At 66.9% G+C, this 13,568-nt stretch carries 15 protein-coding genes; 9 read left to right on the top strand and 6 right to left on the bottom strand.

What is annotated here, in order from left to right; translation table 11 throughout:
• On the bottom strand, positions 1-444 hold a 444-nt coding region (locus ACFV15_RS31515), incomplete at its 3' end, for a hypothetical protein (protein WP_378354847.1).
• 71 nt (positions 445-515) lie between these two features.
• On the opposite strand from ACFV15_RS31515, the gene ACFV15_RS31520 reads away from it, so the two are divergent.
• The 4 genes from ACFV15_RS31520 (at position 516) to ACFV15_RS31535 (ending at position 4,323) form a co-directional block, all read left to right on the top strand.
• Complete coding sequence (locus ACFV15_RS31520; protein ID WP_378354849.1) at positions 516-959, top strand: hypothetical protein; 444 nt, start codon at positions 516-518, stop codon at positions 957-959.
• Complete coding sequence (locus ACFV15_RS31525; protein ID WP_378354850.1) at positions 931-1,407, top strand: macro domain-containing protein; 477 nt, start codon at positions 931-933, stop codon at positions 1,405-1,407. Before ACFV15_RS31520 ends, ACFV15_RS31525 begins: the two co-directional genes overlap by 29 nt.
• A gap of 187 nt (positions 1,408-1,594) precedes the next feature.
• The gene (locus tag ACFV15_RS31530; protein WP_378354852.1) at positions 1,595-1,993 is read left to right on the top strand and encodes a peptidase inhibitor family I36 protein; all 399 of its coding nucleotides are present in this window, start codon (positions 1,595-1,597) and stop codon (positions 1,991-1,993) included.
• A 230-nt stretch (positions 1,994-2,223) separates the two neighbouring features.
• Positions 2,224-4,323, top strand: a complete 2,100-nt coding sequence (locus ACFV15_RS31535) for an SGNH/GDSL hydrolase family protein (RefSeq protein WP_378354853.1) — start codon at positions 2,224-2,226, stop codon at positions 4,321-4,323.
• Between the two features lie 389 nt (positions 4,324-4,712).
• On the opposite strand, the gene ACFV15_RS31540 is transcribed toward ACFV15_RS31535, so the two are convergent.
• Together ACFV15_RS31540 and ACFV15_RS31545 are read right to left on the bottom strand one after the other, a co-directional pair.
• Complete coding sequence (locus ACFV15_RS31540) at positions 4,713-5,102, bottom strand: HPF/RaiA family ribosome-associated protein (RefSeq protein ID WP_378354854.1); 390 nt, start codon at positions 5,100-5,102, stop codon at positions 4,713-4,715.
• Positions 5,103-5,723: 621 nt separating this feature from the next.
• A complete protein-coding gene (locus ACFV15_RS31545; RefSeq protein WP_378354856.1) occupies positions 5,724-6,077 on the bottom strand; it encodes a hypothetical protein in 354 nt (117 codons plus the stop codon).
• Between ACFV15_RS31545 and ACFV15_RS31550 the strand changes: the two genes are divergently transcribed.
• On the top strand, positions 6,071-6,445 hold the full coding sequence (locus ACFV15_RS31550; protein ID WP_378354858.1) for a TetR-like C-terminal domain-containing protein: 375 nt from the start codon (positions 6,071-6,073) through the stop codon (positions 6,443-6,445). The genes ACFV15_RS31545 and ACFV15_RS31550 overlap by 7 nt on opposite strands.
• 6 nt (positions 6,446-6,451) lie before the next feature.
• Here ACFV15_RS31550 and ACFV15_RS31555 read toward each other — a convergent pair whose 3' ends face one another.
• The 3 genes from ACFV15_RS31555 to ACFV15_RS31565 form a co-directional block, all read right to left on the bottom strand.
• Complete coding sequence (locus tag ACFV15_RS31555) at positions 6,452-6,607, bottom strand: hypothetical protein (protein ID WP_378354859.1); 156 nt, start codon at positions 6,605-6,607, stop codon at positions 6,452-6,454.
• Positions 6,608-7,107: 500 nt separating this feature from the next.
• On the bottom strand, positions 7,108-7,860 hold the full coding sequence (locus ACFV15_RS31560) for a metallophosphoesterase family protein (RefSeq protein WP_378354861.1): 753 nt from the start codon (positions 7,858-7,860) through the stop codon (positions 7,108-7,110).
• Between the two features lie 422 nt (positions 7,861-8,282).
• Complete coding sequence (locus ACFV15_RS31565; RefSeq protein ID WP_378354863.1) at positions 8,283-8,900, bottom strand: hypothetical protein; 618 nt, start codon at positions 8,898-8,900, stop codon at positions 8,283-8,285.
• A 528-nt stretch (positions 8,901-9,428) separates the two neighbouring features.
• On the opposite strand from ACFV15_RS31565, the gene ACFV15_RS31570 reads away from it, so the two are divergent.
• From ACFV15_RS31570 to ACFV15_RS31585, 4 genes are all read left to right on the top strand, one after another.
• Complete coding sequence (locus tag ACFV15_RS31570) at positions 9,429-10,049, top strand: hypothetical protein (protein ID WP_378354864.1); 621 nt, start codon at positions 9,429-9,431, stop codon at positions 10,047-10,049.
• A 311-nt stretch (positions 10,050-10,360) separates the two neighbouring features.
• Positions 10,361-10,753: an RIP homotypic interaction motif-containing protein gene (locus tag ACFV15_RS31575; RefSeq protein ID WP_378354865.1), complete on the top strand. Its 393-nt coding sequence runs from the start codon at positions 10,361-10,363 to the stop codon at positions 10,751-10,753.
• Positions 10,754-10,875: 122 nt separating this feature from the next.
• Positions 10,876-11,208 carry an ATP-binding protein gene (locus ACFV15_RS31580; RefSeq protein WP_378354867.1) on the top strand — a complete coding sequence of 111 codons (333 nt, stop codon included), beginning with the start codon at positions 10,876-10,878 and terminating at the stop codon, positions 11,206-11,208.
• 51 nt (positions 11,209-11,259) lie between these two features.
• Positions 11,260-13,062 (top strand): tetratricopeptide repeat protein, encoded by a 1,803-nt coding sequence (locus tag ACFV15_RS31585; RefSeq protein WP_378354869.1) that lies wholly within the window; start codon positions 11,260-11,262, stop codon positions 13,060-13,062.
• Positions 13,063-13,568: the final 506 nt, after the last annotated feature.

A 13,568-nucleotide genomic window follows, 5' to 3' on the forward strand; every position in this document is an offset into this window, starting at 1 on the left:
GCCCGAGTCGACCACGCTGCCCGAACGGCCGTCGAACCCGGTGGACACTTTGAAGCAGTACAGCACCTCGTCGCCGACCGCCGCGACCTGCAGCATCGGCGTTTCGGTGCCCACCACGGCGTCGTCGACCGGGCCGACCAAGCTGGTCTCGGGCGCCGCGGCCGATCTTCGGGCGGCCGCCCCGGCTGGTGCCAGGCGTTTGAAGTCGGCCTTCGGCTGTTTCGCCTCAGGCACCTGATGGGACTTGTCCCGCGATGGCACCGACGGTGTCGACAACACCGGCAGGTCGCGTGGCACCTCCTTCGGCGGTGCCGCCTCCGACGACGGTGGCAGAGCCACCGCCCGCGTCAGCGACGCGACCAACGCTACGAGCACGACCACCGCCGTCACCCGCAACAGCGTCCACAACCGCCGCCCAATGTGGTTCCGACCCGCAGAAGCCATGACCACTCCCCATATCAGCCGAGATCTCCGGCGAACGTAGTGAGCAGCGATGAAATCCCAATGAAACCCTCGTGTGCGTTGCCTTCCCCTCCTCCCACCCCGTCCTCGCCGCGCACGGAACACGCCTCGGCAGGCAGGCACCGACCACGGACAGGTACCTCACTACCGCGCTCATCACCGACCACATGGCGACCAAGCCCACAGAGCGCTGCGGATACACCACCGAAGAGCGCGACGAGATCGTGCGCCGGTATCTGGCCGTGCTCAACCGGCAGGACTGGTGCGATGCCGTCCACGCGAACCCAGGTAGGAACGACGAGTTCATGTCCTGGTTCGTCGACACCGTGGCAGCACGACTGCACCTGCGCGTTCAACCGGCACTGAGCCACACCAGCGAATCCGGCATCCGCGTCGCGGGCGAGAACGCGTTGACGGCCAGCGCGAAACCCGGTCGACAGGTGCGCGTGCCGCTGGAAGCATCACGGGGTGCAGGCGCTACGGGTCATCAAGGGTGACGCGACGAGTCCCCAGGCCGCGGGGCCGAAGATCATCGCGCATGTCTGCAACGATCTCGGCGGATGGGGCAAGGGCTTCGTGCTGGCCATCTCGACACGGTGGCCCGAACCCGAACGCGCCTACCGGGCCTGGCATCGCGCGCGAGCCGCCAACGACTTCGGACTCGGTGCCACTCAGCTGATCCAAGTCCGCCTCGATACGTGGGTGGCCAATATGGTCGCCCAGCACGGCATGCGCACCGGCAGCAGCGGTCCACCGATCCGCTACGACGCCGTCGCCGGCTGCCTGGCAGACGTCGCCGGCCACGCACGACGACTCGGAACCAGCGTGCACATGCCACGCATCGGCTGCGGCCTCGCCGGCGGACGCTGGGAACGCATCGAACCCATCATCGCCTGCACCTTGCTGGCCAACGACATCCCCACCACGGTCTACGACTTCGGCTGACCCCGCTTCCCTCGGCACGACACCGCGCGACCTGCGGCATAGCGGATGTTCGCGCCGTCGGTTGAGCTGCCGGCCTTCCGCGTTGGGCTGGTTCGGGGCGGTTTTCCCGCAGGTCACAGCCTGGGCGGAATCTGGGCGGGTGCACTGGCATTGTCGCGGCGGAAGACTTTGACAGGAAGGCAAGAAGATGCGTTTTTGGCAGCGGATGGCCATGGCCGCAGGGCTCGCGACCGTGGCGGCGAGCGTGGTGCCGGGGGTCGCGGCGGCGACCGTGGAGTCGTATGGCCAGTGTCCCAACAACTACTTCTGCGTGTGGGAGAACAACGACGGGACGGGGCATTTCGCGAAGTTCGAGTGGGGTTCGCCCGATCTGAGCAAGGCGATCGGCGGCTATGTGTTCAACGACCAGATCTCCTCGGTGTGGAACCGCACGGGGTACACCTGGTGCCTGTACGAGCACAAGAACTTCAACCGCGATCTGGCGGGCAAGAGCTGGCCGGTCGGCGACTACATGGGCACGTCAGGGGGACCCAGGTACCACTTTGAGAACATCGCCAGCTCGCTGGCGTACTGCCAGAATCCTTAAGCCCGCTCGGCGAGGAGCTCGCTGATCACCCGTGCGCTGGTCTGCGATTGGCGCGGATCGTCCAGGGTGATCAACGCCCTCCACAGCGCCCACCCTCGTGCGTGTGCCCGGGCGCCGTCGTCCTGGACGACCTGGTGGCGGGCTATCTGAGTGTGCAGCACCGCGGCGAGTGCACTGGCAGAGCACGGTATTTCCACCCCAGGTAACGCACGAGAGCTAAGGGGGACACCATGTTCAGACGGTTGGTGTTGATGTTCAGCGTGGTCGCCGTGATGTTGTCCGCCGTGGTTCCCGTCGCCAGTGCCACAGGCGCCAGGGTGATGGTGGTCGGTGACTCGATCAGCCAAGGGCACGAGGGTGATTACACCTGGCGGTACCGGCTGGCAGAGCACTTAGGCAGAACAAGCGCTGGGGTCGATTTCGTTGGACCGTGGACCGGCACGGATGTGCTGCCCGCGTCCTATCCGCCCGGTTGGCCGGACGTGCCGAACCCTCCGTCGCGCGACGGCGCGTACCGGCCCGGCGTGAGCTTCGATAGCCAGCACCTCGCGCAATGGGGCTGGCAGATGCACCAGGCGAAGGACGTGATCGCGGCCCAGGTTCGTACCCATACGCCGGACTACCTGTTGGTCGAACTCGGATTCAATGACCTCGGGTGGGGTGTCAACGGGCCAGCCGGCGTGTTGAACGATCTGAAGTGGCTGATCGCGAACGCCCGGTCCGCGAAGCCTGGTATCCGGGTCGTGGTCGCGAACGTCGTTCACCGTACGCCGCTGGGGTCCTCGCCAACGCTGCCGCAGATCATTTCCTCGTACAACTCGCTATTGGCCGCCGAGATCGCAAACATTTCGACAACGGCCTCGCCGGTCGCTCTCGCCGATCTCGACACTCCGTACGACGAGAACCGCGACACTTACGATGGCCTGCACCCGAACGTGCGTGGTGAGTACGTGATCGCCAAAGCCTTCGGCGACGCACTGGCGACGCGGTTCTCGGTCGGCAGCGCATACGGAGCGATCCCGAGCTCGCTGCCCGCGAACCTGACGCCCGGTGCGCCCGCGACAATCAGTGCGACCCCGGTGGGCGACAAGGTGAAGATCAGCTGGTCTCACGTCTTCGGAGCGGCGGGTTACCAGTTCTTTCAACGCGACGCCACAGTCGGCCAGGCGTTCGCGCCTGCGATGTTGCCGATCGGCGCCGACAGCTGGATCTCCGACCTGCTGCCTGCGGGCCATCGGATGGAGTTCTACGTCAAGACCATGCGTGGCGAGGGCCATATCAGCGCTGGATCGCCGGTTACAGGAGCCACGGTAGCCGCGTTGCCCGGGCTGAAGAACCTGGTCATCACCACCGATCCGGCGATGCCATACGCAGTGACCCTGAAATGGGATCCGGTGCCCGGCGCGGACGACTATCACGTCTATGCCGCGCCAGGGTGCGGCGAGGACCCGGCGCCGCTGAGCGACTACAAGCTCCAGCAATGGGGACTGGGCACGAAGACCACCTGGACGCAGGAGTACGTCTTCGGGGGTTGCACCAACTACATCGTGGCCGGTTCCCGCTACGGCGGTGAGAGCAAGTGGCCGTGGGCGGGCATTCGCGCCTGGCCTTACGAGAACAACTACGGGCACCTGCTCGCCCGCAACCGCTACTTCGACACCGCGCCCGACGACGGTGACAAACGGGCCGAGACCTCGGTGTCCCCGTCGACCGATCGCGGTATCGTGGTGGCGCGCGGCTACATCAGGAACAAGGACACGTTCACCGACCTGATCGGCGACCACCGCGGCTTCGACAACAACCCCTACGCGTCGAGCAAGATCGCTGTCGCCTGGGACACGAAGACCGGCGAGATCGGCGTGTACGTGCACCAGTCCTGCGTCATCGGCGGGTCCAACCTGCCCAGCCCGTGGGTCGCGGGTTGCCGCGACGCGCACCCGATCCAGTTCGTCGGCAACGCACTCGCCTACGGCGACACCGACAAGACCCCGGTCAACTACGTCTCGGTGCTCAAGCAGTCCGACGGCTCGCTGGAGGTCTCCGTGTCCGCGGTCAACTCGTGGTCGAACTTCCTCGGCCGCATCAACGGCAAGGTCACCCTGCGGCCGTCCGGCAATACCTACGCGGCGACGCTCCAGGCGGACAAATTCCCCGCCTGGGAGATCTACCGCTACCCGCGCACCGCCGTGCTCGGCAGCATCATCCAAGAGTCGTACACGATCGGCACCCGCGACCAGACCTCGATCGACGACCTCAAAGGCGGCTACTCGTTCTGCACCAGCCCGGCGACGGAGAACAAGAACGACGAGGTGAACCCGATGAACTGCTGACCGCAGGGACCGCGTTCCAAGCTGGTTACCAGGCGCACGACATGGAGGCATTGGCGGCCGCTTGGCCGCAGCCGCGGGACCCAGTGCGGCTACCTCGTGCGGATCGGAACCGACATGGTGACCGGATACCGGATCGGTGGGAAAGGTTGGGGCGGCACAGCCGCAGGTTGTCCGGCTTCCCGAGCGTAGCCGCCACCAGCTCCGGCATTACCCGAGGAACTCGGTGCTGCCATATTGACGCGGATTTGATTTTTGGACGCGCGGCCCGCCACCCGCAGATGCTTACAGCACAACGGAAGTGACCTGTTCGGCACAAGAATACGTCTATGGCACGAGATTCAGCGACCCGGGAATCTTGGCCGGTCGCTCGGGGTTCGGTGTCGCCTTGTTCAGATCCGAGGCTGATCCTCGATCACACCGACCTGCTCCGGGTCGTCCGGAGCGGGCATGTGACGGATACTGTCGCTGCCCTTGTGGTCATGGGCACGGGTGTACTGGGACTCCAGCACCCTCTCCAATTTTTGCGCCGCTCCGGCGTACGCGTCGTCCACGGTAGTCGCATGGTGGGTGACCGCGACCGGTTGTTTACCTCCGGGCCGCGCCTCGATCGTGCACTTCTTGTCTTCCGGCTTGCCGTTCCCGTCCTCACTGAGGTGTACCTCCACCCGGGTCAGCCATCCACTGAACCGGGACAGGCCGCTCTCCAGGTCGGTGGTCACATAGGTGGCCAGCCCTTCGCCACCATGGATGTTGTGGTCGGTGTTGACCTGGATCTGCATGAGCACCCTCCAAAGCGGGACAGCAATGATGGTGGTCAGTACCACGGGAGCCGTTAGCTCAAACCCGGCGGCGTTCAGCGTGACTCCCTCGTCGGCATGAGCGGACGTCCACGTCGCGCCTACAAGTTCATTGAGACCAGGACTCACCATGTACGACGCGGCTGCTGCGTGCTGGCATCCGGATCGTGACGGCGGGGCAGTTGAATCCTGACAATTCGGAGCAAGCCGTCATGCACGGCGGTGAGCCTGGCATCCCGATGCGCGCACGACACCGAGGCGACCTGTCCGTGTGTGGGTGTGGATAACCTCGACGAGGTTGCTGCGCAAGTACACGGCTGGTCGAGCCAGCCGAGCACGTTTGGTTGGTGCGGAGGGGAGCGACGGCGTGAGAACAGATGGCCTGATAGGTGCAACGGCGTACAGGGGAGTGGGTTTCCGGTCCCGCGTCAGCTGCTCCTGTCGCGCGGGACTTCATCGGTCGTGAACAACAGCTCGAGGCAGGTGCTCAGCCTGACCCGCTGTTGCACTATGCCGACTCGATGGTATCGCTAATTCGGCGCGAGCATCCGGCCGTGGCGATGCGGCACCTGGTGCCCCAGCGTGGTGGCACCGGCCGTTCGGTCAGGGGCATTCGTACCATTTCCCGGTCCAGCCGGTGCTTCGGGTGTAATCCTGGCACCACAACGGCCGAGGGGCGTTCGGTATGGCGACCATGACGATGCGTCTAAACGAGTCCTGGTAGATGCTGTAGGCATCGTCGGCGTGGCCGTTACCAGGCATCGGCTTCCAGCCACCCGAGCCGGGCCAGGCGTGCCAGATCGTGCGATCGGTGGCGATGCCGAAGCATTCGTATGCGTCGCCGCTGTTGTCCCACGTGGCGACCATGGCGTACGAGCCAGCCTTGAACGTGCCGTAGTAGCCAGCACAGCTGACCCTGCCGTTGTAGCAGCTGCCTGACCGCGGACCAGGTGCCACGCAACGCCCCGGCCGACCTGCGCACCTGGCTGCGCATCCTCGCCGAGGTCTTCGCCGACGAACGGCACGGCCAGATCGTCTCGGGCGTGATCGGCTCGGCCCAGCTCGACACGGAACTCGCCACCATGATCCAGGGCAAGGTCCACACCGCGCTGGCCACGATCAACCGTGCCCGGCTCGTCAAGGCACAGGAAGCCGGGCAGCTGGGAGCCTGCGACCCCGCACTCTACGACGACATGCTGGTCGCCCCGCTCTGGTACCGGCTGCTGGTGACCGGCGAGCCGATCACCAGCGACTACGCCGACACCATTGTGAACACCCTGCTCACCCCGGCTCCAGGGCAAGCCCCCGCGGCCGAGGAACGGTGAGCGGGGTCAATCCTCATTCAACGAGACCGGCAGCGTGCGATATCCGTTGAAGATGCTGGAATCGAGGTGCCCCAAGGCATCCGGTGAGGTCGCGACGGTCATCGGGAACCGCTCGAACACAGCGGGCACGGCGATCGCCGCTTCCAGCCCGGCCAACGGCACGCCGAGGCAGTGTGCACGCCGTGGCTGAACGCGACATGCGAACTTGCCGGCGCAGGTGACGTCGGCCGCGGCGGCGTCCTGTCCGTGCTGCCACGAGCAGCGACACCGCAACCACTCGTCGATGCGTACGGCATGGATCGAGGTAGCCAACGCAGAAGGACGTTGCGTGCGATGACTCCTGTGAACGCACGCTCATGCCGCGATGAGGACATTCGAGCTGGCAGTTGGACCAGACCACGCTGCCCGGTCGCCGCAGCCGTCAGGCCCCCCGCCGAGGAAATGCCAAGAGTTTGAGAATGATCATGGTGACGTCACCGTGAGACGACCGAGAACACCCAGCTCGCACAAGATCGACATGTCACGAGCGGCGAGAACCTACATGCGTCTCATCGCCGCAGTCGTGTCTGGTGCTGGCTGGCTGAAGCGCCGGCTGCCGCGACTATCTCCCAGGAATATCCGCTCATGCCGAATAGGGGATGTCGACGGCGGGCAACGGAGTATCAGCGGCCGTCTCGTGGTCCGAAGGTCTTGATGGCCTCGGCATCGCTCGCGCGTGCGTGGATGAAGTAGTCGGCCCATTCGGCGACATCGGGGTAGGACGACCGGCTGCAGATGGCGGCGCACGCCGCGTGCGGATCGAATGTGTTGCGTCGTAGTGACACCACGCCATCCGCGAGCAGTGCCCAGTGCGCGCCTTGACGACCATAGGGCATGCCGACGCTGCCGGGGTTGACGATCTGGCGCCCGTGAGCGAGTCGTTGGAACGGCATGTGGGTGTGTCCGCAGACGACGGTCGTGATTTGGTCGGGCAGGTCGGCGAGCACCTCAGCCCAGCGGTCGAGGCGCGTGTCGACGAGCACGACTTCGTCGTCGTCGCGGGGTGTTCCATGACAGAACACGACATCGCCGAAGCCATCGAGAGCCAGAGTCACCGGGTGCGGCAGCTGGGCGAGCCAGTCGACGTGGTCACGGCTGAGCTGCGCCGCCGCCCACGGGGCGATGGGGTCGGGGATGTCCGTGGTGCCTCCACGCGCGAGAGCAACGAGTTCCCGGTCTGCGTTGCCGCGCACCCAGGTGACGCGGTCGCCGAGGTCAAGCAGCCGGTCGAGCACCTCCACCGGTTGTGGCCCGGCGGCGATGTCGCCGGTGAGCACGATTCGCTCGGCGCCCGCCACATCGGGGTCGTCCAACACAGCCTCCAGGGCCGGGAGAACACCGTGGATATCGGACAACACCGCCACCGAACCAACCATGGGACACAGCCTGCAGGACCGCTCCGGCCGTCAGCAACACATCCTGCTATCAGCGAACTGCCACGTCGAACGTCCGCACATGCCGCTGAGCGCATAGCTGCCCTGCCAGTCGCGGCCGACTTTCCTCAACGTCAGGTAACAGCGCGGTCGCTGAACAGTCCGGTGGGGGCTAACTCGAGCAGGCGATCCAGGGTGTGGCCGGTCTGCCGCCCCCACATCTTGGACAGCAGCCAGATGGTCTCACCGTCGTGCAGGGGATGTTCGGTGAACCAGCGTCCCAGGTTGTTGTGGAACGCCGGGTACTTCCCGTTGAACGTGTTGCGTAACCAACGGGGCCACGGGGCAGAGCTTCGGGGTTCAGCGAGGTGCCGATCGTCTCCCGCCCGGCGCGCCGCTGGGGTAGCGCCCGACCCCGGCGTGGACTACCGGCAGGTGTGCCGCTCGAACCGCGCCCGGGCCTGTTCGTACTGCTCCTTCACGAAGCTCGGCCGCAGGTGGCCGCCCCACCGGTACTCCTCCTCGTGCCCGCACTTCGGGCAGACGAGTTCGGGTTGGTCGTCCGGGCGTGCCTCGGCCAGCACGATCTGGTGCTTGGCCAGGTTTCCGGGCCACCCGTTGCGGTGCCCGGTGACACCCACGTCGCTGCTCATGCCCTCACCGCCGACCCACCAGAGGCTCCCGCCGACGAACAAGGCCGCGATCGCGACAAAAGTGAGGGTCAGGCCGATGGTGTCCGGACCGACGACGACGCCGACGAAACCGAGAGGGACCAGCGGCCCGGCGATCCAGACCAATGCCCGCCAGCAGGCTCTTCGGCGCATGGTGGCCGCGATGCTGCGCACGGCGAACGTCAGGCGCTTCCCGCACACCGCGCACTCCATCGAACTCCGCACGGCAGGCTGCCCGTCGTCCGGCCGCACCACCTCCCAAGCGCGGCCCTGGTACTTCCATGACACAGTCGAGGTCTCGGTCAGGCGTCCCCAGAAGCTCATCCGGTGCGACACCATCGCCTGTTGCCTCTTCGCGACCCCGAACCCCACCGTGCGCTCTCCTCCCCAGGACACCGCGAAACCCCGCCGAGTAGCCGACCCTCCACCACCTTCCGGCCGCACCGACAGAGGAAACTTCCGGTGTTCCGCGTCGGTGTTCCGTGCTACCGGTGAACGGGCGGCTCAGGCGGCGACCGGATCCTGACCCCGATGACCTGCTCGGCAACCTCCCGCACCCGTGTCGCCGCCTCGTACCTCACACCGAGCCGGTCCCGCACGAACTGTCGATGCCGCTTCGCCGTGCGTTCCGCGTCGGTCGGGACTGGCGACGATCGTGGCCTGTTCGGACACGACGCTGCGGCGGATCGGCGGTGTTCCGACGTATGCGTTGACAGACGATGAGAAAACTGTGTCGACGCTACGCCGAGATGACCATCAAGAAGAAAGCGCTGGTCACCACAACCCTCGCTCCGTGCCTGCCACCAGACTACTCCAGGCGAGTGACAGGTATTGGCTATCTGTCACATCGCGTGATGATCTTTGCTAGCGTCCGGGCAACCGACTTGAGGAGACTGGGCGATGGCAGGGGATCTCGGGCGACGGGCGGCCTTCGGAATGGCGGCGACCGCTGGTGGCGCATTGCTGGCCGGTGGAACCGCGGGCGCGGCGGAGTCCACTGTGGACTCCACGGTGGAGGACAAGCGCCAGGTGAGCCCGTCGTTCACTGTGGTGGACAAGCGAGGGCGGCAGCGGTTCCTGCTCGACAGCCGTAAGCCGCCGCTGATCATCGACGGCCAGACCTACCCGCCCGAGCGGCGCTCCGGGCCGGAGAACGGCTCCTATCTGATCTTCAACGACGAGACCGGTGACGAAAAGGGCGGCCTGCTCGTCCATCCCACCGGCGGCCGCATCGCCTTCGACTATCCGCACGCGGTGGACGGGATCACCCTCAGCCTGTCCGCGAAGGACGGCGTGGGTGGCGCGGGCCTGACCATCAACGGCATTCCGGATCCCGACGCCGGGCCCAGCGTCCGCGCCACGCCGCGCGCGCTCTTCGGCTGCCACACCACCTTCGGCGCGCAGCTGGCGTTGTGCGATTCCCAAGGGCGTCCGCGAATCGTGCTCCAGGTCGACGAGAACGACCGGCCGACCATCAAGATCCTGGACGGGGACGGCAAAACGGTCAACGAACTGGCCTAGTACTCCAGTGGCAGGCTCGTGATCTTGGCTTGGTAGGGCAGGTGAAGACGGGTGCAGCCATTACTCGATCATGAACGGTTTGTGAGGACTGCTCAAGATCCGCGTAGTGGCCGCGGGCCCCAGCCTAGACATCCGCAACCTGACACCTGATGCACTGTCATGCTGATGAACGCCCGAGGTTGACCACGCGCTGTTGAACTACGCAGACCTGCGGGAGCAGTGATTGACGAGTGGTGACCTCGAGAGAGCGGCCTGGTCGAGGGGTGGTTTTCCCGGCACATTGGAGCCTCGTTGGAGCGTAGGGAGGCGCGATGCTGGGGGATCTTCTGGACGTGGTGGCCGCCGCGCTGGCCGCGGGTGCGGCGGCCGGGGCGAAGGACACCGCTTCGCTGGCGGTGAAGGACGCCTACGCCGGCCTGGTCGACGGGGCGCGCCGACGGTTCGGGGCGAAAGTAGCCGAGCAACTCGAGGAGGCCGCCCACGATGACGCCGCGCCGGGCAAGGAGCAGCGGATCCGGGACGAGCTGGCCCGGGCCCTCGACGGAGCGGTGCTCGAACCGGATGACGAGCTGGTCGCCGCCGCTCGCACGCTGCTCGACCGGGCCAGCGGGAAGTTCATCGTCGATGTCCGAGAGTCGCAGGGTGTACAGGTCGGCGACCACAACTCGATGACGCTGAACCTCCGTCCGCCAGCACCGCGGTGACCGGACCGACCGAGGATCCGGACCGACCGGCGGTCGACGCCCGGTTTGGGCGCGGCGTTCAAGTCGGCGACCACAACATTCAGCACATCCACCTGCTGGCTGCCGCCGGGAGCAGCGCGGTGGTGACCGCGATCCACGCCGACCCCGGCGCCGACGTGTTCGTGGGCCGGGGGCCGTACCTCGAGCGACTGGCCGCTGCTCTGGCCGACGGCGCTCCTGGCCCGCCCACCAGCGTCGTTCAGGGAATGGGCGGCATCGGCAAGACCGCGCTGGTCCGGCAAGCCGCGGCGGAAGCGGTGGGCCGGGACTGGTTTCGGGGCGGTGCGGTGTCCGTGGACCTGCGCGGGTACGAGCTCGTCGCGGCGAACCGGGTGCGGCCCGGTCAAGTGTTCGCGGCGGTGTTGCGGGCGCTGGGCGTGCCGGCCGAGGGGATTCCGTCCGACGCCGCCCAGTAGCCCGCCGCCTACCACCGGCACCTCGACGAGCTGGCCGCCCGGGACGAACGGGTGCTGCTGTTGCTGGACAACGCCGCGGACCCCGAGCAGGTCCTTGACCTGCTGCCTACACCCATGGCTGCGCGGGTCCACCGGGTACTGATCACGTCTCGCGACACCCTGCCGCTGACCGGCGTCGGCCGAGTCGACCTGGGCGTGCTGGCGCCCGCCGAGGCGACGGAGCTGGTGCACGCGGTGCTGGACAAAGGTGCCCGCGACCGAGGACTGCCGACCGATCCCCGGTCCGCTGCCGAGACCGGCGCGGTCGCGGAGGTCCTGCGGTGGTGCGGTCGGCTGCCCCAGGCTGTAGTGATCGCCGCGGGTGTCCTGGCCGAGGAACCGGACCTGTCCGTCGGGGAGTTCACCGCCGACCTGGCCGACACACGAACCCGGCTGGCCGTGCTGGACGACGGTGCCGGCGGCGTGCCCGCCGCGTTTCTGGCGTCCTGGCAGCGGTTGCGCACCCGCGACCTGGAAGCGGCCCGGCTGCTCTGCCTGCTGACCATCGCACCCGGCCCGGACACCAGCCTGCCCGCTGCGGCGGCGGTGCTGGGCGCGGACGAGGCGGTGGCACGGGTGCGATTGCGCGTGCTGACCCGCGCCCACCTGCTGCTTGGCGGCCCGAAGCGCTGGGAGTTCCACGACCTGCTGCGGCTCGCCGTCACCCGGTACGCCGTCGCCGACCTCGGGATCGAGGAGGTCGACCTTGCCGCGGCGACCGACCGGGTGCTCGGCCACTACCTCAGCACGACGCGGGCCGCTCTGGGCTGGATGGCAACGGTTCGCTCGCACGCGTCGTCCCCGGTGGAAAGCCCGTTCGATGGGTGGAGCAGTGCACTGGCCTGGCTGGACGCGGAACGGGCGTGTCTGGTCGCCGCCGTGGCCGTGGCCGACGAAACCTCGCGGGACCGCCGTGCGGTGGATCTGGCTTCCGCTCTGTCGGGCTTCTTGGCCTGGCGACGTCAAGTGGCCGACTGGGTCGCCATTGCGGAGATCGCCGACCGGGCGGTCCGACGGTTGCGCGACCGGCGAGGGACAGTGCAGGCGATCGTGAACCTGGGAGCCGCCCTGATCGAGGCCGGCCGGTTCAAGGAGGCTGTCAGCAACCTGGACACCGCCCGGTTGGCCGGCCGTATCCTCCTCGACGACTTGGCCGTTGAAGGGTGGGTGTACGACTACCTGGGTTTGGCGATGCAGGGAATGGGCGATTTCAGGGGAGCCGTGTACCAGCATCACTGCGCGATCGACCTGTTCCGGGAACTCGGCGACCGGCGTAGCGAGGCGGCGGCGCAGAGCAACGCGGGAACCGCGCTCCATCGACTGGGCGATCATGGACGGGCCATCGGCGCGCACACTGCCGCGGTCGAGATTTTCCGTGACATCGGTGACCGGCTCAGTGAGGCCATGGCGCGGGGCAACTTGGCGATCGCTTTACACGGGATCGGCGAGCCCGGCGAAGCGATCGACGTCTTCTTGGCTGTCCGCGCCGCCTTTGGAGAACGCGGTGACCGGCGCAGCGAGGCGCAAACGTGGCGCAACCTGGGTGTGGTGTTCCGGGAGGCGGGCTGGTTCGACGACACCGTGACAGCGTTCGTCGCTGCCGGCTTGACTTTCGCGAAGGTCGGCGACCGGCGAGCTGAAGTCCAGATGTGGCGCGAACTGGAACGCATATACACAGCCGCCCACCGGCCCGACGACGCTCGCTTCGCCGCAGAGCGGGCGGCCCCGGAGGCTGAGTCCGATAGCTCCGACGAGCCGATCCAGGGGTTGCACGGGTGGTGGATCCACACGGCGCTCGAAGACGAGTCGGGGTGAACAGCGCCGCTCGCAAACCTCGCACAGCGCCCGTAAGACCGGTCGCGAATGACGGTCCGGAGCCAGCGATCGACGAACTCACCCTGCCGGGCTAGCGAAGCGCCGAGAGGCCGTCGGAGTGTCAGCCCCAACCGAGTTACGTCCGCTGCAGCGTTCAGTCTGATCTGTACACGGGCAACGGTATTTATGCGGACCGCGATGGTCGTGCCCGCGGCCAGCAGGCACCATAAACGATCTTCGCTTCTCGCCCCTTCTGTTCGTCGTGAGCGCCTGGATTGTCGCCATCGTCATGTGTGTTGCTGCGACTGCTTTCGCTTCGCCCCAGCGCCTTTTCTGCTCCCGCGCGTACTCAGTATCGCCATCAGAGCGCTGCTGATGGGTTGATCAACGTCCTCCTCGTTCTGCGGCCTAAGTGGGCCATCCTCGTCAACTTCAGTTGACCGCGACCAGGGCTCCGCTGTGTGCCGCCCACGAGGGCGCTGCGCTGGCATGGCATCCCCTGGTCA

The sequence above is a fragment of the Amycolatopsis sp. NPDC059657 genome, assembly GCF_042734395.1.
GTDB lineage: Bacteria > Actinomycetota > Actinomycetes > Mycobacteriales > Pseudonocardiaceae > Amycolatopsis.

What these genes read in the sequence shown, in the direction of transcription:
- ACFV15_RS31560 (WP_378354861.1), bottom strand. Translation starts at nt 7,860, where the DNA reads ATGGTTGGTTCGGTGGCGGTGTTGTCCGATATCCACGGTGTTCTCCCG.
- ACFV15_RS31530 (WP_378354852.1), top strand. Translation starts at nt 1,595, where the DNA reads ATGCGTTTTTGGCAGCGGATGGCCATGGCCGCAGGGCTCGCGACCGTG.
- ACFV15_RS31575 (WP_378354865.1), top strand. Translation starts at nt 10,361, where the DNA reads ATGCTGGGGGATCTTCTGGACGTGGTGGCCGCCGCGCTGGCCGCGGGT.
- ACFV15_RS31535 (WP_378354853.1), top strand. Translation starts at nt 2,224, where the DNA reads ATGTTCAGACGGTTGGTGTTGATGTTCAGCGTGGTCGCCGTGATGTTG.
- ACFV15_RS31570 (WP_378354864.1), top strand. Translation starts at nt 9,429, where the DNA reads ATGGCAGGGGATCTCGGGCGACGGGCGGCCTTCGGAATGGCGGCGACC.
- ACFV15_RS31540 (WP_378354854.1), bottom strand. Translation starts at nt 5,102, where the DNA reads ATGCAGATCCAGGTCAACACCGACCACAACATCCATGGTGGCGAAGGG.